Source organism: Hominenteromicrobium mulieris (assembly GCF_046197855.1).
Lineage (GTDB): Bacteria > Bacillota > Clostridia > Oscillospirales > Acutalibacteraceae > Hominenteromicrobium > Hominenteromicrobium mulieris.
On record NZ_CP173188.1, the window covers coordinates 1,396,545 to 1,418,678 of the forward strand.

Sequence of the window (22,134 nt, forward strand, 5' to 3'; positions counted from 1 at the left end):
GGGAGAATGTGACGCTGTTTCTATCATTATCGGATATTTCGCGAGAAAAGTCAATCGTAAATTGTGAATAAACTGCATGAAATTGCAGGAAATACAGTTAAACCCTGCAAAACGTGCATACTATGTATTTACAGGACATCGGCGGACATGTTTGCGCTTTGCCCTTGCAGGATGCGTAAAAGCGTGCTATACTGATATACGTGAAAGTTTGTGCCGCGTATGATTCCGCATTTTCTGTGAAAACTAAGCGCATCTTAATTCAAAAGGAGCGCTGCGGCATGAAAAGCACAAAGAAACGCTCGTCTTTTTCCATGCAGGAAACGGACGAAGCCGAAGAAGAAAACGAAGACCTTTCCGACCGTCAGAAGCAGATCCGCGAGGGCGGCGCGGTCGTTACCAAAAACCGAAAGCACACCATCCAGTGCCTCACCGTCATCGGACAGATTGAAGGGCATTACGTCGCACCATCGCAGAACAAAACGACGAAGTACGAGCACGTGATCCCGCAGATCGTCTCCGTGGAGGAGGACCCGAACATCGACGGTCTGCTCATGATTTTAAACACGGTCGGCGGCGACGTGGAGGCCGGTCTTGCCATTGCAGAGCTTGTCGCCGGCATGCGCAAACCCACGGTGTCACTCGTTCTCGGCGGCGGACATTCCATCGGCGTGCCGCTTGCAGTGGCGGCAAAGCACTCGTTCATCGCGCCCTCGGCATCCATGACCATTCACCCGGTGCGCATGAGCGGCCTAATGCTTGGCGTGCCGCAGACGCTGGAGTATTTCCAGCGCATGCAGGACCGCATTACGAATTTCGTCACGGCAAATTCCGGCATTTCCTATGAGCGCTTTATGCAGCTCGCCATGAATACGCAGGAGCTCGTCATGGACGTGGGGACGGTGCTGGACGGCGATGAAGCCGTGGCAGAGGGGCTTATTGATACGCTCGGCAGCCTGCACGATGCCATGGATTGCCTCGACAAAATGATTGCCGCAGAGAAGAATAAGCAGCGTGCAAAGCCCAGAAAAGGCAAGAAATCACTCTAAAAACGGCATTTGCCGTTTACATAACTTTTTATTTATCGTATAATTATACCGATAAAACCGAACAAAGCCAAATTATCCGCAGAAAAGGAGATTACATAATGTCTATTTTTGAAGCAATCATTCAAGGTATTGTACAGGGCGCAACAGAGTTTCTGCCCGTCTCAAGCAGCGGTCACTTGTCGCTTGCACAGCACATCATGGGTGTAAAGGTAGACAGCTTGCTGTTTGATATTCTTTTGCACCTCGGCACGCTCATCGCCGTATGTGCCGTCTATTATAAGCTCATCTGGCGGCTCATTAAGGCGTTTATTTCGCTCGTTGCAGACGTATTCCGCGGCAAATTCAAGTGGAAAGAAATGGATCATGACCGCAGACTTTTGATGATGCTCATGATCGGCCTTATCCCGCTGTTCCTTTTGTTCCTGCCGGTTCCGGGCACGGGCATGAAGTTAAAAGATATTTCGGAGCTGTGGGCTTCGGATTCGACGATTTGGATCGAGGGCTTTGCGCTCCTCATGACAAGTGCCCTGCTGTTCCTCGGTATCCGTGCTTCCAAGGGTGCAAAGGTACATCACTTTACGCGTAAGGATGGTAAAGTCGGCGAGATTCGCGGCCGCACAAAGTTCCACACGGCAGACGCCATTTGCGTCGGTGTCACGCAGTGCGCGGCGGCGGTGTTCCCGGGCCTTTCCCGTTCCGGCTCCACCATGGCGGCAGGTCTTCTGCGCGGCATCAATCAGCAGGCAGCGCTCGATTATTCCTTCGTGCTCGGCATCCCGTCCATTTTGGCGGCAGCTGTGCTTACCATTAAAGATGCAATCGGTCAGCCGGTCGACATTGGCGTCGGTGCGATGATTGCAGGCGTTGTTACGGCGGCTGTTGTCGGCTTCCTCGCCATCAAGCTGCTCAAGTGGATTGTCACCACGAACAAATTACAGGTTTTCGCTTATTATACGCTGGTGCTCGGCGTTATAACGCTCATCGTTTCCGTTATCGAAGCGGTCACGGGCACAAATCTTTTCACCGGCATGCCGCTTTGATCCGGTGATTTATAATCCGGAGGTTTATTTTGGCGGGTAAAAAACAAAGTACAGCAAAGGGCAGTGCTTCCAAAGCAAGAAGCGGTGCGAAGTCATCGGCTGCCAAAAACACCCGGAGCTCGGGTTCTAAGTCCAATACAAAATCGCGTGCGTCTTCCGCAAAAGGGAAGAGCACGTCTTCAAAACAGAGCGCGTCCAGCGTAGAGCAGCTGCGCCAGCGCAACCAGACAGAAGCTATCCTCTGGTTCGGTGCGGCTATTTTAACGGCGTGCTTTGTACTCATTCCGGGAGGCAGCGTGTGGCTTATGGTGCACAACGTGCTGCGCGGCGTGTTCGGCGGCTGGGCTATTCTGCTTGCGGTGCTGATGGGGTATATCGCCGTCAGCAAAACGATGGAGCAGACCACCATGCTGCGCGGCGGGCGCTTGGCGCTCATGGTCGTGATTGTCGTGCTGTTTTGCACGGCGGGGCATGTGTTTGGCAGCTTTTTCCCGAAGGAAAAGAGTTTTTTTAAGCTGGTCGGCATCTTATATATGCATGGCGTAGAGCAGGGCGGGGCCGGTCTTGTCGGCGGCCTTGTCGGCGAGCTGCTCGTCAAGTGCGCGGAAGTGCTTGGCGCACGCATCATCACGGGCGTGCTGCTGTTCGTCTCCGTGCTCATCTTTACGGGCACGTCGCTCGCGAGCTTTTTTAAAAAAATTGCAAAGCCGGCGGTCGTCATTCGCGACGTCGCGCGGCAGCGCAAGGAAGAGCGCCGCATTCTGGAAGAGGAGCGCGGTAATGCGGAGGAATCGCCGTTTGAAACGGTTTTGCCGCAGCATCCGGTGCGCTCTGTCCCGGAGGATGGTAAAATGGAATCGAAAAACAAAGGAAAGACGCCGCGTGTGTATTTGGAGCAGCTTTTCGGTGTGCGCCGCACGGAGCCGGATAACGACCCCGTAGTGCTGCACGATTACACCGAAAGCTCTGCACAGATCAACGCATTGATCGACGAAAATCGCCGTGTGCCGGATTTCCGCGTGCCCGGCTTAGAGCGTGAAGCACAGCCTGCGCAAAATGTGCAGCCGACCTATACGCCGCCGGTGCAGGCGGAAGTGCGCCCCGCGCCGCAGCCCGCTGAAACGCCGGAGACCCACGTGCCGGTGGAACGCGAAACAGTGGAAGCGCCGGTGATTATGCCGCCCGTTATGCAGACGGCAAAGCCGGAGTCTGCACCTGTGCAGCAGAGTGCGTATGCACAGCCTGCGCCGCAGCCGGCCGCACCGACAATCCTCGCGCCGGGGTCGTCCCCGGTGACGCCCGCGCACAGCGCGGAAGCCGCCGCGGACGCACAGAAGGCGACGGAAGAATTCATGAAAAAGAAGCTGGAAGCAGAACGCATGGAGACCCAGCCTGCGCAATCTGCACCGAAGGAGGAAGACAGCTCATATATCTTTCCACCGGTTACGATGCTCGCTTCCGGCAAAAAAGTAGATGCCGCCGTGGAGACCGAAGAGCTCCAGACAAACGGCAAGCTGCTTGTGGAAACACTGAAAAGCTTCGGTGTGCAGACCAAAATTCTCGATATTTGCCGCGGCCCGGCTGTTACGCGCTATGAATTGCAGCCTGCCGCCGGCGTGAAAATCAGCAAGATCACGAACCTCGCCGATGACCTTGCAATGAACCTTGCCGCAACGGGCGTGCGCATTGAGGCGCCGATCCCGGGCAAGGCGGCCGTCGGCATTGAGGTGCCGAACAAGGTGAAGACCATCGTACGCATGCGCGAGCTTGTGGAATCGAACAGCTTTGTGACCTCAAAAAGCCACTTGACCGTGGCGCTTGGCCGCGACATTGCCGGTCAGGTAACGGTGGCAGACCTCAGCAAAATGCCGCATATCCTCATTGCCGGTACGACCGGCTCCGGTAAATCCGTGTGTATCAACTCGCTTATCGTGAGCCTGCTGTATAAATCCGGCCCGGACGATGTGCGCTTTTTGATGATTGACCCAAAGGTCGTGGAGCTCGGCATTTATAACGGCATTCCACACCTATTGGTGCCGGTCGTCACCGACCCGCGAAAGGCGGCCGGTGCGCTGAACTGGGCCGTTACGGAAATGCTGAAGCGCTACAAAATTTTTGCCGAAAACAACGTGCGTGACTTAAAGGGCTACAACGCCCTCGCGCAGGCGAACAATTATCAGGACGAAAACGGACAGCCCATGCACAAAATGCCGCAGATCGTCATCATTATCGACGAGCTTTCCGACCTGATGATGGCCGCGCCGAACGAGGTGGAAGACGCGATCTGCCGCTTGGCGCAGATGGCGCGTGCCGCCGGTATGCACCTTGTAGTCGCAACGCAGCGCCCGTCCGTGGACGTTGTGACGGGCCTCATCAAGGCGAACATCCCGAGTCGTATCGCGTTTGCGGTGTCCTCTGCCATTGACTCCCGCACCATTTTGGACAGCGGCGGTGCGGAAAAGCTGCTCGGTCAGGGCGATATGCTGTTCTCGCCGGTCGGCGCGCAGAAGCCGCTGCGTATTCAGGGTTGCTTTGTCAGCGACAGCGAGATCGAATCCGTCGTGGATTTCGTGAAGAATTCGAGAAGCGTTATTTACGACGACTCCATTGCGCAGGAGATTGAGCGCAGCGCTGTGGAGGGCTCAAAATCGAGCGACAGCGGCAGCAATGACGATGAGGGCAGCGGTGACCCGATGATGAACGAAGCCATTAAGTGCGTTGTTGAAGCGGGCCAGGCCTCCACGTCGCTTTTGCAGCGCAGACTGCGTCTCGGCTACGCCCGCGCGGGCCGCCTCATCGATGAGATGGAACAGATGGGTATTGTGGGTCCGCACGAGGGCTCGAAGCCGCGCCAAGTACTCATCACCTATGCGCAGTGGCTGGAAATGAACATGCAAAAGCAGGATACCCCCGGTGATGCGTAACACAAAGCGCGGTGCACGGGACGGCAGAAAGCTTGTGCGCACAGGCGCGTTGGTACTTGTTTTGCTTCTTTTGGCGTTCTGTTACACGCCGCCCGGACGGGCGATGTGGACGGAGCTCCGCCGCGCATGCGGCCTGCTGCCGTTTGTACAGAGCTTGCCCGATGCCGATTTGACGGTTTATGTCATCGACGTGGGCAAGGCGGATGCGATCTTAATCGAAACGCCGGAGGGCGCAGTGCTTTCGGACTGCGCGACAGCGGAGCAGGCGAAAACCGTGCTGCGTGTTTTAAAACAGCGAAACATTCAAAAGCTGCGCGCCGTGTGGATCTCGCACGCGGACAGCGACCACGTGGGCGGGCTGACGCAAATTTTGCGGGAGGTGCCCGCAGAGGAGGTGGTCACCTCCATGTACACGGAGCTGACCGGGCTGCCGGAAGATCAAACCGTGCGAACGGTAAGCGCCGGGGAGACGGTCTCTTACGGCGAGGCGGAATTTCGGGTGCTCGCGCCTTCAGAAGATTTAGAGAGCACGAATGAGAATTCGCTTGTGTATAAGCTTTGCTACAAGAAATTTTCCGTGCTATTCTGCGGTGATATTGAGGAGAAAGCGGAAAGACTGCTGCTGGATATGTATGGCGACACGCTGCGGGCGGATGTTTTGAAGGTGCCGCACCACGGCAGCGCTTCGGCGACAAGCGATGCATTGCTTGAAGCTGTGCAGCCGCAGTATGCGGTAATCTCCTCGGGCGAAGACAGAAATTTGCTGCCGCGAAACGAGACGCTGAAACGGCTCGCCGACCACGGCATTGAAATTTTCCGCACGGACGAAAACGGCGGTATTGCGATTTTGACGGACAGCGCTGAAACGAAAATTTACACGGAAAACGGGAAATAACCCGCTGTTATATAAAAGGTATTACGGAAAGGAACAGATGATATGAAACAAATCACCATCGACCGATTTGACGGTATTTACGCGATCTGCGAAGACAAGGACAAGGCGTTTTTCGCCATTGAAACGAGCGAGCTGCCGCAGGGTGCAAAGGCCGGCGACGTGCTGAAGATTACCGATGACGGTGCGCTTTCCATCGACGTGGAGGAGACCGAGCGCCGCCGCGCACGCATTTTAGAGAAGCAGAAAAAGCTGATGGGGCTGTAAGAAGGGGCGGCTTATGGGAAGACTGAAATATATTTTTCACTGCATTCTGCACATGGATTATAAATCGCTGTTCGATACGGTGAAAACGGTGCATGAGGTGAGCGGTAAAAACCGTATTTGGCTGTTTTTTGACATCATCAAGTGCGGCTTTAAGTACGGTGCGGGCTACAAGGATTACCTTTTATGCGCGTTTTATGACCTGAGTGACAAGCAGCGTGCGACGTATGTGACACGCGGCATCAATAACTCCATTGTAAAAAGCCTCAACGACCCCGCGTATTACCATATTTTTGATAATAAAAGCGAGTTTTACACGACGTTTGCGGAATATTTGCACCGCGAGTGGCTGCATTTTTCCAAGTGCACAAAAGAGCAGTTTTTGGACTTTATGCAGGACAAAGACGAGATCATCTGCAAGCCGGATGACGCTTCCTGCGGCGTGGGTGTGGAAAAGCTGAAAAAGGCCGACTACGCAACGCTCAACGCCATGTACGAGGACTTAAAGAAAAAGGGCGCGGACGTGATCGAAGAGGTCGTCATTCAGCACCCGGATATGAACCGCATCAACCCCGGATCCGTCAACACCATCCGCGTGTACACGGTGCTTTCCGACGGTGTGTCGAACGTGGTGTACGCGTGTATCCGCATGGGCAACAGCGACCGACCGGTGGATAACATCAATGCCGGCGGCATGTATTCGCCGATCGACCTCGAGACCGGCAAAATCGCGTGCGCGGCGTGCGACAAGCAGCGCATCGTCTATGAGCGCCACCCGCGTTCGGGGTGCTTGCTCAAGGGCTACCAGATTCCGTACTGGGACAAGGTGATGGACATTTGCCGTGAAGCGGCACATAAGGTGCCGCAGATGGGCTACATCGGCTGGGATGTAGCGATCACAAAAGACGGCCCGCTCTTTATTGAAGCGAACAACATGCCGGGTCATGACGCGTTCCCGCAGATGCCGTTGCAGGCACCGGATAAGATTGGCATTTTGCCGGTGTTCCAAAAATATATCAAGGGTCTGTGATGACCGAGGCGGATTTTGCCTCTTTCGGGAAGGCGGAAAGGCGGCAGCAGAGCTTGCACAGGGCGCTTGCGGGGATCGTTAAAACGAACCAGATGAGCGAAAACGGCAGACAGATCTGGCCCATGATGTTGAGCGGCAGGGCGGAGTAATCCCACACATGCAGATGAAGCACGCGGTTTACGAGCAAGCCGAATAAAAATTCCACAACGGTTATGATGAGGGAGCCTATGGCGCAGCGCGCCGGAAGGCTTCTTCTTTTCATTTTTTCGCAGCATACGGCGTTGATGAGCAGCAGACAAACGCCGCCGGCAAGTGCCATGGAGGCGTGGGAATAGCCGCGCCACAGCACTTCCAAAAGGGGATAAAGGCCGCTGCCGGCGAGGAACAACAGACTGTTTTTGCGGACGGTACGGTTCATGGAAAACGACTCCTTTTTCATGACTTTCTTTTTCAGTATGCCCGCTTTTTGTACGCCTATTGCAAAAGAAGCAACAAAATCGAAATAAATAAGCATCAAAAAAGATACGCATGCTACTGTACAAAGCGGCGGAAACTGTGTATAATCAGTACAGACAGAAAGACAGAAAGGTCGGTTTCTTATGAAAAGAATTTTGGTTACGGGCGGCACAGGCTACATTGGCAGCCACACCTGCATTTCTCTTCTTGAAAAGGGCTACGATGTGACGATCGTGGATAACCTTGTAAACAGCAAGGCGCTGGTGGTAGACCGCATTGAAAATTTGAGCGGCAAAAAAGTGAAGTTCTTTGAAGCGGACGTGTGCGACGAAGACGCGCTGCGCAAGATCTTTGCGGAGGACGAGATTTTTGCCGTTATCCATTTTGCAGGCCTGAAGGCAGTCGGCGAATCCGTGCAGATTCCGTTGCGTTACTATGAAAACAACCTCATTTCGACTTTGAGCCTTTTGAAGGTGATGGCGGAGTTTAAGGTGAACAACTTTGTGTTCAGCTCCTCGGCGACGGTGTACGGCAACCCGGCTTCCGTGCCGATCCGCGAGGATTTCCCGCTTTCGACGACGAACCCCTACGGCACGACAAAGCTGATGATTGAGCGCATCTTGAAGGACTACGCGCACGCAAACCCGGATTTTAACCCGATCATCCTGCGCTACTTCAACCCGGTGGGCGCGCACAAGAGCGGCACCATCGGCGAAGACCCGAACGGCATCCCGAACAACCTTGTGCCGTACATCACGCAGGTGGCGGTGGGCAAGCTGCGCTGCCTCGGCGTTTTCGGCGACGACTACCCGACGAAGGACGGCACCGGCGTGCGCGATTACATTCATGTCGTCGACCTTGCAGAGGGCCATGTGGCGGCGCTCAAGAAATTCGACGATCCGCACTGCGGCGTGAAGATCTACAACCTCGGCACCGGTGTGGGTTACTCTGTGCTTGACATTGTGCACGCGTTTGAAAAGTGCGTCGGCCACAAGATTCCGTATGAGATCAAGCCGCGCCGCGCGGGCGACATCCCGGAGTGCTACGCAGACTGCACGAAGGCGTATGAGGAGCTCGGCTGGAAGGCGCAGAAGACGCTGGACGACATGTGCGCGGACTCCTGGCGCTGGCAGACGCAGAACCCGAACGGCTACAACGGCTGATGGCACGCTTCGTTTTAGCCTCGTCCTCCGTGAACCGCAAGGAGATTCTGGAGCGCGCGGGCATCGAGTTTACGGTGATCGTCTCGAATGCCGATGAATCGAACGGGCCGAAGGCGCCGGATGCGCTTGTAAAGGAGCTTTCCCGCCGCAAACTGGAAGCGGTTTTGCCGAAGTGCGAAAGTGGCGATTTTGTAATCGCGGCGGACACGGTGGTGTACATCGACGGCGAAATTCTCGGCAAACCGAAAGACTTAACGGATGCAAACCGTTTCATGCACCTGCTTTCCGGGCATGTGCACACGGTGTTTACCGGCGTGTGCATGGCGTATCACGGCGAGCGCGTTTCGTTCAGTCAGGAGACGAAGGTAAAGTTCTATCCCCTGACAGAAAGCGAAATCGCGGCTTACGTGCAGAGCGGCGAGCCGATGGGCAAGGCCGGCGGCTACGGCATTCAGGGCCCGGCGGCGCTGTTTGTAGAGAGTATTGAGGGCGACTACAACAACATTTTCGGTCTGCCTGCGGCGCACGTGATGCAGGAAGCGAAAAAGCTTTTAAAGGCAGACAAAATATGAGACAGGCACGATCAGTCCTTTTCGGCGTATACTGGCGTATCGGAAAGGACTGATGATTTATGTACCGGTATCGCCGAAGACGGTATAAACGCGGACGTAAACGGCGCGTGTTGGCGTTTTTGCTGCTCGTTTTCGCTTTTGTGTTTGCCGAGCTGCGACTGCCCGCGATGAAAGCGGAGCTGCGCACGGCAGCACTGACGGCGCACGCGCAAGGGTGCATCGCGAAAACGGTGCCGGAGTATCTGCCGCAGACCGTCTGCGAAAAGGACGGGGCAGAGACGGCGCTTTCTACATATGCGCTCGGCGTACTGGAAGCGGAGCTGACGGATGCTTTGCGGAAAAGCTTGAACGGCACGGCAAAGGCGTTTGTGCCGCTCGGAAATTTAACGGGGCTGATGCTTTTGAACGGGCGCGGGATGAAGATACCCGTGCGGTTTTCGGTGGAAAGTGCGGTTTCGGTGCGGTTTGAAAGCGTCTTGACGGGCGCGGGCATCAACCGCACGGCGTACCGAACGGTGCTGCATATTGAAGCGGTGCTGTTCACGGCGGAGCGAGACGGGGCGGAGCCTGTGACGGTGACGGCAGCATACCCCGTGTATGAAGCGGTGCTTGCGGGCGACGTGCCGCAGTACGGCGTGGTGCGCGCAGGATAAAAAATTGTGAATAACCGTTGGATTTTTGCGCGCTTTGTGGTAAGATACTAACAAGTATCGAAATATCTTGAAATGACACGGAGTTTTAACTTATGACGCACGAACAGGCCCGGCAGCAGATTGACGCGCTGCGGGAACAGATCGAGTACCACAATAAAAAATACTACACAGAGGACGCGCCGGAAATCAGCGACTATGCGTACGACATGCTGTACCGCCGCTTGGAAAATCTGGAAGCGGCATTCCCGGAGCTGAAAACGGAGGACTCGCCGACGAACCGCGTGGGCGCAGCGGGGTACAACACATTTGCGGAAGTGACGCACACCGTGCCGATGGAGAGCCTGCACGACTCGTTTTCCGAAGACGAACTGCGCGACTTTGACCGCCGCGTGCGCGCCGTTGTGGACGACCCGGTGTATGTGGTAGAGCCGAAATTCGACGGCCTTTCCGTGGCGTTGGAATACGTGAACGGCGTATACACGCGCGGCTCTACGCGCGGCGACGGCATTACGGGCGAAGACGTGACGTTGAATATCGGTACGATCAAATCCGTACCGAAGACGCTCAAAGAGCCGCTGCCGTTTTTGGAGGTGCGCGGCGAGGTATATATGTCGGACGAAAGCTTTTTGCGGCTGTGCGAGCGGCAGGAGCTTTTGGAAGAAAAGCCGTTTAAAAACCCGCGCAACGCGGCGGCGGGGTCGCTTCGACAGAAAGACCCGAAGATTACGGCGCAGCGCACGCTGGATATTTTTGTTTTTAACATTCAGGTCATCGAGGGTGAGACCGTCACGACGCACGCGGACGCATTGAAGCGTTTGCACGAGCTTGGCTTTACGGTGTCGCCGCTTTATTGCCGCACGGGCGACATAGAGACGGTAATCGAGAAAATCCGCGAGATCGGCAACGAGCGCGGCACGTTCTCGTACCCGATTGACGGCGCTGTTGTAAAAGTGGACAGCTTCTCTCAGCGCGAGGCACTCGGAAGCACGGCGAAGTTCCCGCGCTGGGCGGAGGCGTACAAGTACCCGCCGGAGGAAAAAGAGACGACGCTCCTTGACATAGAAGTTGCTGTAGGGCGCACGGGTGTTTTGACGCCGACCGGCGTGTTTGAGCCGGTGTTCTTAGCCGGTACGACGGTCAGCCGCGCGACGCTGCACAACCAGGATTTCATCACGGAAAAGGATATCCGCATCGGCTCGCGCGTCATTATCCGAAAGGCGGGCGAGATCATCCCGGAGGTCGTTTCCGTGGTCTCGAACCCGGAGGATACCGCGCCGTACCGTTTGCCGGAAACGTGCCCCTCGTGCGGGGAAGTTATCACGCGTGTGGAGGGGGAAGCGGCAGCGCGCTGCACGAATCCGCAGTGCCCGGCACAGCTGATGCGCAACCTCATTCATTTTGCGTCGCGCGACGCGATGGACATTGACGGATTGGGACCGGCGGCGCTGGAGCAGCTGAGCGCAGCGCTTCAGGTGCACTCGCCGGCTGATTTATACGACATTACGGCGCAGGAGCTTGAAACGCTTGATCGTTTCGGCAAAAAGAGCGCGGAAAACCTTGTTGCGGCGATCCAAAAATCGAAAGAAAACGATTTATCAAAGCTGCTGTTTGCGCTCGGCATTCCGCACATCGGCGCGAAGGCGGCAAAGCTGCTTGCGGGCGCGTTCGGAAATATGGATGCTTTGATTGCGGCGGACGAGGAGCAGATTGCGGCGATAGACGGCTTTGGCGGCATTATGGCGCAGGAGGTCTACGCATTTTTCAGAAGGCACTCGGCGATAGAGCTCATTGACCGGCTAAAAGCGGCGGGTGTGAACATGACGGCGGAAGCGGTCACGACGGACACGAAATTCCTCGGCAAGACGTTTGTGCTGACGGGTACGCTGCCGAATTTGAAGCGCACGGAGGCCGCAGCGTTGATTGAAAAGGCGGGCGGCAAGGTGAGCGGCTCGGTCTCGAAAAAGACGAGCTATGTTGTGGCGGGCGAAGAAGCCGGCAGCAAGCTTATGAAGGCGCAGACGCTGGGCATCCCCGTATTGACGGAAGCGGAGCTTTTGACGCTTTTAAACGGTGAGGACAACACGGAAAGGAACGAAGCATAATGGCAGAAGAAAGAAAAACGGACGAAGCGCTTGAAAAAGCCGTGGAGACCGATGAGGACATTGACCGCTATATCCGCGAGCTGACGGGAAAGGAAACGCCGAAGGACAAGGAGAAGAAGGCGGAAGAAAAGAAAGCGCCGGAAAAAGAAGAATTCCGCGTGACGAGCCAGATCGGCGAGGACGACTACAAGGCATTCATTTATTACTCTACGCTTGGGCGCTTTAAGTGGCTTATCCCGGCGTTTATCATCGTGCCGCTCGTGTTCTCGTTCCTCTTTGCGTTCAACGCGGGGCATTTTTACGTGGGCAATTTCATTTTATTGCTGCTTATCATGTATGTGGCGATTACGCTGATTATTGTCATTCGCTGCACGCGCTGGCTTTCTAAAATTCGCAACAATAATCCTGCCGTGATGCACCTGACGGAGACGACGCTTATTTTCATGACGAACAGCGTCATCAACATGAAAAACGGCAACCGCATCAAGGTCGATTACAAGCACATGATCGACGTGGGCGAGAGCAGACAGCACTACATCATGTATTTTGATAACGGCAAATCCATGGTATTCAGAAAAGAAGACATGGAAAAGGAAACGTTGGAAAGGTTCCGCCCGTTTATCGAATCTAAAGTACATAAATTAAAATTTACACAGATGCTCAAAAAATAAACCGGGAGGTTTTTCAACATGGTCATCGATTTAAAAACACTGTACGGCGCGGAAGCGACCGAGCAGCAGAAGCGTTATGAGGAGCTTTCCGCTTACTTTGCGGAGGAGTTCGGGGATGCTAATGCGCTTTCATATTTCAGTGCGCCGGGCAGAACCGAGGTGGGCGGCAACCACACCGACCACAACAACGGCAAGGTGCTGGCGGCGGCTGTGAATCTGGACGTTATTGCGGCGGTGAAGAAGACCGAGAACGGCGTGATCCGCCTGAAATCCGTCGGGTTCCCGATGGACACGGTCGATACGGCAGACCTTAACGTGCAGGAAGCGGAAAAGGAGCGCTCGGCGTCGCTCATCCGCGGCGTGTGCGCACGCTTAAAGGCGCTCGGCTATGAAGTGGGCGGCTTTGACGCGGTGACGACCTCAAGAGTTTTAAAGGGCTCCGGCCTTTCAAGCTCCGCGGCGTTTGAGGTGCTTGTGGTGACGATTTTAAGCCACCTGTATAATAACGACGCGATCGACCCCGTGGAGGCGGCACAGATCTCAAAATTTGCCGAAAACGTGTACTTCGGCAAGCCCTCCGGCTTACTCGACCAGATGGCGGCGAGTGTGGGCGGCTTTACGACGATGGACTTTAAAGACCTTTCCGCGCCGAAGATTGAGAAGATCGATTTTGACCTTGACCGTTACGGCTATGCGCTGTGCGTCGTCGATACGGGCGGAAACCATGCCGACCTGACCGGCGAATACGCAGCCATTCCGGCGGAGATGAAGCGCGTTGCGAAGGCGCTTGGCGGCGAAGTGCTGCGCGAGGTAAGCGAGGAGGAGTTTTATAAGAAAATTCCCGAGCTCAGAAAAGAAGTCGGCGACCGCGCGATTTTGCGTGCGATTCACTTCTTCGACGACAACCGCGTGGTGGATAAGGAAGTGGCAGCGCTGAAAGCGGGTGACTTTGAGACGTTTAAGCAGTGCGTGATCGCCTCGGGTTATTCCTCGGCGATGAATTTGCAGAATGTGTTCGCAGTTGTGAATCCGCAGGAGCAGGGCTTGTCCCTCGCGTTGGCACTTATTGCGAAGATCCTCGATGGCAAGGGCGCATATCGCGTGCACGGCGGCGGCTTTGCCGGCACGGTGCAGGCGTATGTGCCGCTCGATATGCTGGACGCGTTCAAGACAGAGATGCAGAGCGTGTTTGGCGAAAAGAGCTGCTATGTGCTCTCCGTGCGCAGCGCGGGCGGCACGAAAGTGACAATCGAATAAGTTTAACGGCGGCTTTGGTTTTTAGAGCCGCCGTTTTTGCGTATTGCGGGAAATACGTGTTGCGAAATTGTAAATATTGGGAAACGGTGGATTTCGCCTTGCGAATCATGCCGATTTGTGATATAGTATACTCTGTATCATTATGACAGCTTACCGCAGACAGCTTGTCTGCGTGCGATAAAGGAGAATGTTTTTTGAAGGATAAAGAAATCACCGTTACGGCAGACGAGCTGCAAAAGCAGAAGCTATACACGGCGGACGTTGCGGCGATCATGCAGGTGCGCGCGATGCACGGCACGCCGAAGGCGCTTGTGCGCACGTATGGCTGCCAGCAGAATGTGGCGGACGGCGAACGCATGAAGGGTATGCTCTCTGAAATGGGCTTTGAATTCACTGAATATGAAGATGAAGCCGATTTTATTCTGTTCAACACCTGCGCCATTCGCGAGCACGCCGAAGACCGCGTGTTCGGCAACATCGGCGCGCTGAAAAACGTGAAACGCCGCAACCCGTCGCTGCTCATTGCCGTATGCGGCTGCATGATGGAACAGGAGCGCGTGGCGGAGCGCATTAAGGTGTCGTTCCCGTTTGTGAACATTGTGTTCGGCACACACGTCATCCACCGACTGCCGGAGATGATGTACACCGCCGTGACCGACTCGAAGCGCGTTTTTTTGCGCGGGCATGAATCGAAAGAGATCATTGAAGGTCTGCCGGTGCGCCGCGACGGCAACACACGCGCGTGGGTGACCGTGATGTACGGCTGCGACAATTTCTGCTCGTACTGCATTGTGCCGTATGTGCGCGGCCGGGAAAAGAGCCGCCACCCGGATGCCATCGTCGCCGAGTGCCGCGAACTCATTGAGCAGGGCTACAAAGAAATTACGCTGCTTGGACAGAATGTGAATTCCTACGGCAAGGGCTTGCCGGAGAAAGTGAATTTTTCGGAGCTTCTGCGCCGCATTGACGCGATTGACGGCGACTACCGTTTGCGCTTTATGACCTCGCACCCGAAGGACGCGACGCACGAGCTGTTCGACACGATTGCGGAGAGCCGGCACATCTGCCACTACATCCACCTGCCGTGCCAGTCCGGCAGCAGCCGTGTGTTAAAGGCGATGAACCGCCACTACGACCGCGAAAAATACCTTGACCTCATCCGCTATGCGAAAGAGAAAATGCCCGATCTGTCGCTGACCTCCGACATTATCGTCGGCTTTCCGGGCGAGACGTATGAGGAGTTCTGCGAGACGCTGAGCCTCATCCGCGAGATGGAGTTCACGTCGCTCTTTACGTTTATTTTCTCGCCGCGCCCCGGCACGAGAGCCGCCGAAATGGAAGACCCTGTCACGTACAAGGAGAAAACGCAGTGGTTCTCGGAGCTTTTGAAGACACAGGAGGAGATTGCCGCAAAGCGCTGCGCTTCCATGGTGGGCAGCACGGAGCGTGTGCTCATTGAAGAGCGCAACGAGAAAAACGGTTTGCTCAGCGGTCGCACCGCAAGCAGCATCATTGTGGAATTCCCCGGCGAAGACGAATGGATCGGCGAATTCAAAAATGTAAAAGTGACCGAAGCGCGCAACTGGATTTTGCGCGGCGAATGTGTAGACTAAGCAAAACGGGTTTTGACCCATTGCTTTTTCAAAATACAATAAAATTTATAATTTATTTTAAGGAGCTATTACTATGGATATCATGAAACTGACAAGAGAACTCGGCCGCGCTTTGCAGCAGGACCAGACCTACATCAACATGAGCGTTGCGGAGCAGCAGTGCAACGAGGACGAAGCTTTGCAGAACGCCATCGGCGAATTCAACTTAAAGCGCATGGCCATCAACAACGAGGCGGCGAAGGAAGACCGCAGCGAGGAACTTATCGAGCAGTACAACAAAGAACTGCGCGAGATTTACGGCAGAGTGATGCAGAACGAGCATATGGCGGCGTATCAGGCGGCAAAGAACGAGTTTGATGCGCTGATGCAGCGCGTGACGGGTGTGCTTTCCATGTGCGCGGAGGGTCAGGACCCGGATGGCTGCGATCCCGATGCCTGCGGCTGCACCGGCAGCTGTGCGACCTGCGGCGGTGGCTGCCACTAAGGCAGAATTTTGCAAAGTTTGCACGTGATCTGCTTGCATCTTTTCCGCCATACCGGTCGTAAAGTCCTTGACAGGCGCCGGCCTGCCTGCGGAATTTACTACGCAAGGCATATACGCTCATGACGAAAAATCTGACGGCGCATCTCGCGCACCTACTTTACAAAAATCTGCCTTTGGCAGTAATTCACTTGTTGACTGAATCTTAACGATATGGAGGCCGGGCATGGCTGATTATTCCCCGATGATGAAACAGTACTTTGAAGTGAAGGAAAAGTACCCGAACACGCTCCTTTTCTTTCGCCTTGGGGACTTTTACGAGATGTTCTTTAACGATGCGAAAATCGCGTCGCGTGAGCTGGAGCTGACGCTGACAGGCCGTGACTGCGGCCAGGAGGAGCGCGCGCCGATGTGCGGCGTGCCGTTCCACAGCGCGGAGACGTATATCGCGCGGCTTGTGGCAAAGGGCTACAAGGTTGCCATCTGCGAGCAGATGGAAGACCCGGCGCTTGCAAAGGGCATCGTAAAGCGCAGCGTTATCCGCGTCATCACGCCCGGCACCGTTATGGAAAGCAGCATGCTCGACGAGGCGAAGAACAACTACATCGCTTCCGCGTATTATCAGGGTGATAAGGTGGGCATCTGCTTTGCGGATATTTCAACGGGCGAGCTGGAGGCGACGACGCTGACGGCGGAGAAGGGTGAGTCGCTCTCCCGCGCGGTTATCGACGCGCTGTCGCGATTTACGCCGCGCGAAATCCTCATCAATCCGGAATTTACCGATTTGACGGACGTGGCGAAATTCATTTCCGATAAGCTTTCGGCGTCACTCGAGTGCATGGATTTTGCGGTTTACGAACCGCTGCATGCGGAAGAAACGGTGAAGGCGCAGTTTCACCCCGAGGTTTTGGAACGCTCCGACGTTTTGAATTTCCCGGAGATCACGGCGGCGCTGAGCGCTTTGCTCGAGTATCTCAGCCGCACGCAAATCACGGGTTTGGAGCGCATGGAGGAAATTCGCATATATTCGCAGGCGAAGACGATGCGGCTTGATTTAAACACGCGCCGAAACCTTGAATTACTCGAGACGATGCGCAGCAAGGAGCGCCGCGGCTCGCTTTTGTGGGTGCTTGACAAGACCAAAACGGCGATGGGCAAGCGGCTTATCCGCACATGGCTCGAGCAGCCGCTTTTGAGCCCGGCGGGCATTACGCTGCGGCAAAACGCGGTGGAGGAGCTGTTTGAGAACCGCCCGCTTTTAGACGATGTGACCGAGGCGCTGACGGGCATTTTTGACCTGGAGCGCATTATGACGCGCGTGGTGTACGGCTCTGTAAACGGCAAAGACCTGCGTGCGCTGTGGTCGGCGCTGACGCGCTTGCCGCAGCTGAAAGCGCTTTCTGCGACGTTTAAAGCGACGATGCTGCGCGACATCGACAGCCGCATGGATGTGCTCTCCGATATTTGCGAGCTCATTGACCGCGCCGTTGTGGAGGAGCCGCCGCACACGATCCGTGAGGGCGGCATTATCCGTGAGGGCTTCAACGCGGAGCTTGACGAAGTGAAAAGTGACATGACGAACGGCAAGCAGCTCATCGCCGAGCTGGAGGCGCGCGAGCGCGAAGCGACGGGCATTCCGAAACTGCGCGTGGGGTATAACCGCGTGTTCGGGTATTACCTTGAAGTTTCGAACGCGTTTAAGGACAAGACGCCGGAGCACTACGTGCGCAAGCAGACGCTTGCAAACGGCGAGCGGTACATCACGCAGGAATTAAAGGAGCTTGAAAACCGCATCTTAGGTGCGCACGACCGTTCTATTGCACTTGAGGGCAAGCTGTTTGAAGAAGTGCGCAGGACGATTGCGGGGCAGCTGACCCGCGTGCAGGAGACGGCGAAGGCGATTGCGGAGCTGGATGTTTTGGCATCGTTTGCGGCGGTATCTGTGCGGAACGACTACACGCGCCCGACCATTACGGCGAACGGCAGGCTGTATTTAAAGGACAGCCGGCACCCGGTGGTGGAGGCGCTGCTGACGGGCAGCGCGCCGTTTGTGCCGAATGACCTTGAGATGGACCCGAATCAGAACCGTGTGTCTATCATTACGGGCCCGAACATGGCGGGTAAATCTACATATATGCGGCAGGTGGCGGTCATTGTCATCATGGCGCAGATCGGCTGCTTTGTGCCGGCCTCCGCTGCGGAGATCGGCATTGTGGACGGCATCTACACGCGCGTGGGCGCTTCTGACGACCTTGCGGCGGGGCAGTCCACGTTCATGGTGGAAATGGCCGAGGTGGCGGAAATTTTGAAGAGCGCCACGAAGGACAGCTTGCTGATTTTAGATGAGATCGGCCGCGGCACCTCGACGTTTGACGGCATGAGCATTGCGCGGGCGGTCATCGAATACGTACACGACAAAAAGCTGTGCGGTGCGAAGACGCTGTTTGCGACGCATTACCACGAGCTGACGGAGCTGGAAGACCTTTTGCCCGGTGTGCAGAACTTCAGTATTGCGGTGAAAAAGCGTGGGGACGACATCACGTTCCTGCGGCGTATCGTGCGCGGCGGCGCGGACGACAGCTTCGGTATTGAGGTCGCGAAGCTCGCGGGCGTGCCGGACAAGGTGGTGCGGCGTGCGAAAGAGGTATTAAAGAGCCTTGAAAGCGGCGAGATGGTGAAAAAACCGAAAAACGCCGTGAAAGTGCAGCAGGAGGAGCCGATACAGCTGACGATGCTGACAAAGGACACGGAGGTTTTAAACCGCCTGAAAAGCCTGGACGTCAACACGCTGACGCCGATCGAATCCATGAACATTTTGTTTGAACTTGCAAATATGCTGAAATAAATTTAACGCGAAAGGAAGGTGCAGAAAATGCCGAAAATTCACGTTTTGGAAAAGCAGGTCGCGGAGCTGATCGCTGCCGGTGAGGTGGTGGAGCGCCCGTCTTCCGTCATTAAGGAGCTTGTGGAAAACTCCATTGACTCCGGCGCGTCGATTGTCACGGTGGAAATTCGCCGCGGCGGCGTGACGTATATCCGTGTGACGGACAATGGCTGCGGCATTGCGCGCGAGGACGTGGCGACGGCATTTCTGCGCCATGCAACGAGCAAGGTGCGCGAAAAGGACGACTTAGACGCGATTTTGACGCTCGGCTTCCGCGGTGAGGCGCTGGCGTCCATTTCGGCTGTGTCGCGCGTTGACCTCATCACGCGCACGGCGGACAGTTCAATCGGCACGCACTATTCCTCCGAGGGCGGCAGCGACGTGGAGATCGAAGACGCGGGCTGCCCACTTGGCACGACCATTACGGCGCGCGACCTGTTTTTTAACGTGCCGGCGCGTATGAAGTTTCTGAAGAAAGACACCGCAGAGGGCAACTCCGTGGCGGGGCTGATGGACAAAATTGCGCTTTCGCATCCGGAAATCTCGTTCCGCCTCATTCGCGAGGGCAAGGAAGTGCTGCACACGCCGGGCGACGGCAAGCTGAACTCGGCAATCTATGCGGTGTTCGGCAAGGAGTTTTCCGGCGCTTTGCTGCCGGTGGATTATACCTTGGGCGGCATTCGCGTGCACGGGTATATCTCGTCGCCGATTGCGAGCCGACCGAACCGCAGCATGCAGAATTTCTTCATCAACGGGCGTTTTGTGCGCAGCCGCACGGCGTGTGTGGCGCTGGAGGAAGCGTACAAGGGCGCGATTATGGTGGGTAAATTCCCGGCGTGCGTGCTGCACATCGAGCTGCCGTCGTCGGTCGTCGACGTGAACGTGCATCCGGCGAAGCTGGAGGTGCGCTTTGTGAACGAGCGTCCGGTGTTTGATGCGGTGTACCACGGGGTGAAATCCGCCGTGACGGCGAGCCGCGATATGAAGTCCGTTGACCTTGCGCAGCACGCAAGGCGGCCCGTTGACCCGTATAAGCCGGATGTGGTCGTAAAGCCGCAGCAAATGGTGCTGAATCCGCCGCCGAAAACGGAGACGGTGAAGCCGATGCCTGCGTCGGTCGTGAAGTCTGCGCCCGTTATCAACACGAGCAAAAAAGAGGCGGAAGCGCCGTATGAGCCGCCCGTTGATATGCCGCCGATGCCGCATACGTTTTCGGACAGCGCAGAGCGGGAGGAAAAGCCGCAGCTTGAAAGTATTCGTACGTCGATCGAGCGCGTTTTGGAGGCGGAGCCGCAGCCGATGACAAAGCCGGAAGTGATAACGGAAGAACCGCCCTTACCGCAGCCGCCCGAGACGGAGCCCGTGCCGCCGGCGTGGGAGGAAACACCCGTGCAGACGGAAGCGGTGCAGGAAAATCCGGAAAGCAACGCACAGCCGGAAACATGCATTGTGCCGGAGACGGAGCGGGATTTACCCCGCATGGCGCATAAGGTGATCGGCGAGGTGTTTGACACGTATATCATCCTTGAATACGACGCGCAGACGCTGATGTTTATTGACAAGCATGCCGCGCATGAGCGACTGCTGTACGAAAAGCTCAAACGGCGCGAAGAAGCTGCTATGGCGCAGACGCTGCTTGTGCCCGTGACGGTGACGATGGACAAAAACGAGTACACGGCGGTTTTGCAGAATTTGAGTGTTTTTGAGCAGGCGGGCTTTGACGTGGAGGATTTCGGCAGCGGTACCGTTTTGGTGCGCAGCGCGCCGCTTAATTTGAACGGTGCGGACATCAAGGACTCCGTGCTCGAAATGGCGGGATACCTTGAAGAAAACAAGACCGACGCGACGACGGAGCACATGGACTGGCTGTACCACAACATTGCGTGCCGCGCAGCCATTAAGGGTGGGAACGCCTCGAAAAAAGAGGAGCTCATTGCACTTGCGGAAGAGCTGGAAGCGAACCCCGATGTGCGCTACTGCCCGCACGGCAGGCCGATCTACGTGATGCTGAAAAAGCGAACGCTGGAAAAAGAATTCGGCAGAGTTTAACGGTTTGCTCACAAACACGGATGAAAGTTGTGTTATTATAAAGTTATGTAAACAAAAAGGGGGCGCCGGAATGACGGAAGTACAAGAGAAAATCAAGGTATTCGCGGTGTGCGGGCCGACGGCCTCCGGCAAGACCTCGCTTTCCGTAACGCTTGCGAAAAAGCTCCATGCGGAGGTGGTTTCGTGTGACTCGATGCAGATTTATAGGGGCATGGAGATCGGCACGGCAAAGCCGACCGCGGACGAGATGCAGGGTGTGCCGCACCACCTGATGGGTTTTCAGGATCCTGCGGAGCCGTTCAGCGTGAGCGACTATGTGGCGCTTGCAGGAAAGGTGATCGAAGACATACGTGCGCGTGGCAAAAACGTGTTGCTTGTCGGTGGCACGGGCTTATATGCGCGCTCGCTTTTAAAGGCGGTGCCGTTTACGGAAAACAGCCGTGACGATGAAATCCGCGGTAATTTGGAAGCGGAATTTGCGGCAGACGGCATTGAACCGCTTTATGCGCGGCTAAAAGAGCTTGACCCCGAGGGGGCCGAGGGTATCCATCCGAATAATATGCGTAGGGTCATCCGCGCACTTGAATACTGCATGGTGACGGGCGAGCCGTTCTCGAAGCAGGCGAAGGACTCGAAAGCGGTGGAATCGCCGTATGACGGGAAAATGTTGGTGCTGTCTTTCAGAGACCGCGAGACGCTTTACGGGCGTATCAACCTGCGCGTGGAGCAGATGTTTGCAGACGGCCTATTAAAAGAAGCCGAGGATTATTTTAAGCGGTATGGCACGCCGGGGCAGACCTCCGTGCAGGCCATCGGCTACAAGGAGCTGTTCCCGTATTTTGAGGGGCAGTGCTCCTTAGACGAAGCAAAGGAAAATATAAAAAGGGAAACACGGCGCTATGCCAAGCGCCAATTGACGTGGTTCCGCCGGGAGGAAGATGCCGTGTGGCTTTTTGCGGATGATTTTGATGCCCCGGCAGACCTGATAAGCGCGGCAGAGGACATAGCCCGCGCGCATTTTGAAGACTGAAAGGAAG

The 22,134-nt window shown here is 55.8% G+C and carries 18 protein-coding genes; 17 read left to right on the forward strand and 1 reads right to left on the reverse strand.

Going from position 1 to position 22,134, the window contains the following annotated elements:
- Positions 1-278: 278 nt before the first annotated feature.
- From ACI0CA_RS06750 to ACI0CA_RS06775, 6 genes are all read left to right on the forward strand, one after another.
- The gene (locus ACI0CA_RS06750; RefSeq protein WP_373367761.1) at positions 279-1,046 is read left to right on the forward strand and encodes a ClpP family protease; all 768 of its coding nucleotides are present in this window, start codon (positions 279-281) and stop codon (positions 1,044-1,046) included.
- A gap of 98 nt (positions 1,047-1,144) precedes the next feature.
- Positions 1,145-2,086, forward strand: coding sequence for an undecaprenyl-diphosphate phosphatase (locus ACI0CA_RS06755; RefSeq protein WP_308448191.1), 942 nt, complete (start codon positions 1,145-1,147; stop codon positions 2,084-2,086).
- A gap of 29 nt (positions 2,087-2,115) precedes the next feature.
- On the forward strand, positions 2,116-5,010 hold the full coding sequence (locus tag ACI0CA_RS06760) for a DNA translocase FtsK (protein ID WP_417114897.1): 2,895 nt from the start codon (positions 2,116-2,118) through the stop codon (positions 5,008-5,010).
- A complete protein-coding gene (locus tag ACI0CA_RS06765) occupies positions 5,003-5,905 on the forward strand; it encodes a ComEC/Rec2 family competence protein (RefSeq protein WP_446806394.1) in 903 nt (300 codons plus the stop codon). The genes ACI0CA_RS06760 and ACI0CA_RS06765 overlap by 8 nt, the downstream gene beginning before the upstream one ends.
- A 42-nt stretch (positions 5,906-5,947) precedes the next feature.
- Positions 5,948-6,169 (forward strand): DUF3006 domain-containing protein, encoded by a 222-nt coding sequence (locus tag ACI0CA_RS06770; RefSeq protein WP_308448194.1) that lies wholly within the window; start codon positions 5,948-5,950, stop codon positions 6,167-6,169.
- A 13-nt stretch (positions 6,170-6,182) separates the two neighbouring features.
- Positions 6,183-7,196 (forward strand): sugar-transfer associated ATP-grasp domain-containing protein, encoded by a 1,014-nt coding sequence (locus tag ACI0CA_RS06775; RefSeq protein WP_446806393.1) that lies wholly within the window; start codon positions 6,183-6,185, stop codon positions 7,194-7,196.
- Here the strand turns inward: ACI0CA_RS06775 and ACI0CA_RS06780 are convergent.
- Positions 7,183-7,614 (reverse strand): putative ABC transporter permease, encoded by a 432-nt coding sequence (locus tag ACI0CA_RS06780; RefSeq protein WP_417077021.1) that lies wholly within the window; start codon positions 7,612-7,614, stop codon positions 7,183-7,185. The genes ACI0CA_RS06775 and ACI0CA_RS06780 overlap by 14 nt on opposite strands.
- Positions 7,615-7,795: 181 nt before the next feature.
- Here ACI0CA_RS06780 and galE point away from each other — a divergent pair, with 181 nt between their 5' ends.
- The 11 genes from galE (at position 7,796) to miaA (ending at position 22,127) form a co-directional block, all read left to right on the forward strand.
- Positions 7,796-8,815 (forward strand): UDP-glucose 4-epimerase GalE, encoded by a 1,020-nt coding sequence (gene galE, locus ACI0CA_RS06785; protein WP_176821290.1) that lies wholly within the window; start codon positions 7,796-7,798, stop codon positions 8,813-8,815.
- Positions 8,815-9,387 carry a Maf family protein gene (locus ACI0CA_RS06790; RefSeq protein ID WP_446806392.1) on the forward strand — a complete coding sequence of 191 codons (573 nt, stop codon included), beginning with the start codon at positions 8,815-8,817 and terminating at the stop codon, positions 9,385-9,387. The genes galE and ACI0CA_RS06790 overlap by 1 nt, the downstream gene beginning before the upstream one ends.
- Positions 9,388-9,446: 59 nt before the next feature.
- Positions 9,447-10,040: a sporulation protein YunB gene (locus ACI0CA_RS06795; protein ID WP_308448197.1), complete on the forward strand. Its 594-nt coding sequence runs from the start codon at positions 9,447-9,449 to the stop codon at positions 10,038-10,040.
- A gap of 92 nt (positions 10,041-10,132) precedes the next feature.
- Positions 10,133-12,142, forward strand: a complete 2,010-nt coding sequence (gene ligA, locus ACI0CA_RS06800) for an NAD-dependent DNA ligase LigA (RefSeq protein WP_446806391.1) — start codon at positions 10,133-10,135, stop codon at positions 12,140-12,142.
- Complete coding sequence (locus ACI0CA_RS06805; protein ID WP_446806390.1) at positions 12,142-12,813, forward strand: hypothetical protein; 672 nt, start codon at positions 12,142-12,144, stop codon at positions 12,811-12,813. Before ligA ends, ACI0CA_RS06805 begins: the two co-directional genes overlap by 1 nt.
- An 18-nt stretch (positions 12,814-12,831) precedes the next feature.
- A complete protein-coding gene (locus ACI0CA_RS06810; protein WP_419488505.1) occupies positions 12,832-14,070 on the forward strand; it encodes a galactokinase in 1,239 nt (412 codons plus the stop codon).
- Positions 14,071-14,264: 194 nt separating this feature from the next.
- Positions 14,265-15,683, forward strand: a complete 1,419-nt coding sequence (miaB, locus tag ACI0CA_RS06815) for a tRNA (N6-isopentenyl adenosine(37)-C2)-methylthiotransferase MiaB (RefSeq protein WP_308448201.1) — start codon at positions 14,265-14,267, stop codon at positions 15,681-15,683.
- A 73-nt stretch (positions 15,684-15,756) separates the two neighbouring features.
- Positions 15,757-16,167: a YlbF family regulator gene (locus tag ACI0CA_RS06820; protein ID WP_308448202.1), complete on the forward strand. Its 411-nt coding sequence runs from the start codon at positions 15,757-15,759 to the stop codon at positions 16,165-16,167.
- A 223-nt stretch (positions 16,168-16,390) separates the two neighbouring features.
- Positions 16,391-19,009, forward strand: coding sequence for a DNA mismatch repair protein MutS (gene mutS / locus ACI0CA_RS06825; RefSeq protein WP_446806389.1), 2,619 nt, complete (start codon positions 16,391-16,393; stop codon positions 19,007-19,009).
- A 27-nt stretch (positions 19,010-19,036) separates the two neighbouring features.
- On the forward strand, positions 19,037-21,097 hold the full coding sequence (mutL, locus tag ACI0CA_RS06830) for a DNA mismatch repair endonuclease MutL (protein WP_308448204.1): 2,061 nt from the start codon (positions 19,037-19,039) through the stop codon (positions 21,095-21,097).
- 70 nt (positions 21,098-21,167) lie between these two features.
- A complete protein-coding gene (gene miaA, locus ACI0CA_RS06835) occupies positions 21,168-22,127 on the forward strand; it encodes a tRNA (adenosine(37)-N6)-dimethylallyltransferase MiaA (protein WP_308448205.1) in 960 nt (319 codons plus the stop codon).
- Positions 22,128-22,134: the final 7 nt, after the last annotated feature.

Excerpts from the sequence above, each read along its gene's own strand:
- ACI0CA_RS06790 (WP_446806392.1), top strand. The coding sequence starts at position 8,815 with ATGGCACGCTTCGTTTTAGCCTCGTCCTCCGTGAACCGCAAGGAGATT.
- ACI0CA_RS06750 (WP_373367761.1), top strand. The coding sequence starts at position 279 with ATGAAAAGCACAAAGAAACGCTCGTCTTTTTCCATGCAGGAAACGGAC.
- ACI0CA_RS06810 (WP_419488505.1), top strand. The coding sequence starts at position 12,832 with ATGGTCATCGATTTAAAAACACTGTACGGCGCGGAAGCGACCGAGCAG.
- mutS (WP_446806389.1), top strand. The coding sequence starts at position 16,391 with ATGGCTGATTATTCCCCGATGATGAAACAGTACTTTGAAGTGAAGGAA.
- ACI0CA_RS06770 (WP_308448194.1), top strand. The coding sequence starts at position 5,948 with ATGAAACAAATCACCATCGACCGATTTGACGGTATTTACGCGATCTGC.
- ACI0CA_RS06795 (WP_308448197.1), top strand. The coding sequence starts at position 9,447 with ATGTACCGGTATCGCCGAAGACGGTATAAACGCGGACGTAAACGGCGC.
- ligA (WP_446806391.1), top strand. The coding sequence starts at position 10,133 with ATGACGCACGAACAGGCCCGGCAGCAGATTGACGCGCTGCGGGAACAG.
- mutL (WP_308448204.1), top strand. The coding sequence starts at position 19,037 with ATGCCGAAAATTCACGTTTTGGAAAAGCAGGTCGCGGAGCTGATCGCT.
- ACI0CA_RS06765 (WP_446806394.1), top strand. The coding sequence starts at position 5,003 with ATGCGTAACACAAAGCGCGGTGCACGGGACGGCAGAAAGCTTGTGCGC.
- miaA (WP_308448205.1), top strand. The coding sequence starts at position 21,168 with ATGACGGAAGTACAAGAGAAAATCAAGGTATTCGCGGTGTGCGGGCCG.
- ACI0CA_RS06755 (WP_308448191.1), top strand. The coding sequence starts at position 1,145 with ATGTCTATTTTTGAAGCAATCATTCAAGGTATTGTACAGGGCGCAACA.
- ACI0CA_RS06775 (WP_446806393.1), top strand. The coding sequence starts at position 6,183 with ATGGGAAGACTGAAATATATTTTTCACTGCATTCTGCACATGGATTAT.
- ACI0CA_RS06820 (WP_308448202.1), top strand. The coding sequence starts at position 15,757 with ATGGATATCATGAAACTGACAAGAGAACTCGGCCGCGCTTTGCAGCAG.
- ACI0CA_RS06780 (WP_417077021.1), bottom strand. The coding sequence starts at position 7,614 with ATGAACCGTACCGTCCGCAAAAACAGTCTGTTGTTCCTCGCCGGCAGC.
- ACI0CA_RS06805 (WP_446806390.1), top strand. The coding sequence starts at position 12,142 with ATGGCAGAAGAAAGAAAAACGGACGAAGCGCTTGAAAAAGCCGTGGAG.
- galE (WP_176821290.1), top strand. The coding sequence starts at position 7,796 with ATGAAAAGAATTTTGGTTACGGGCGGCACAGGCTACATTGGCAGCCAC.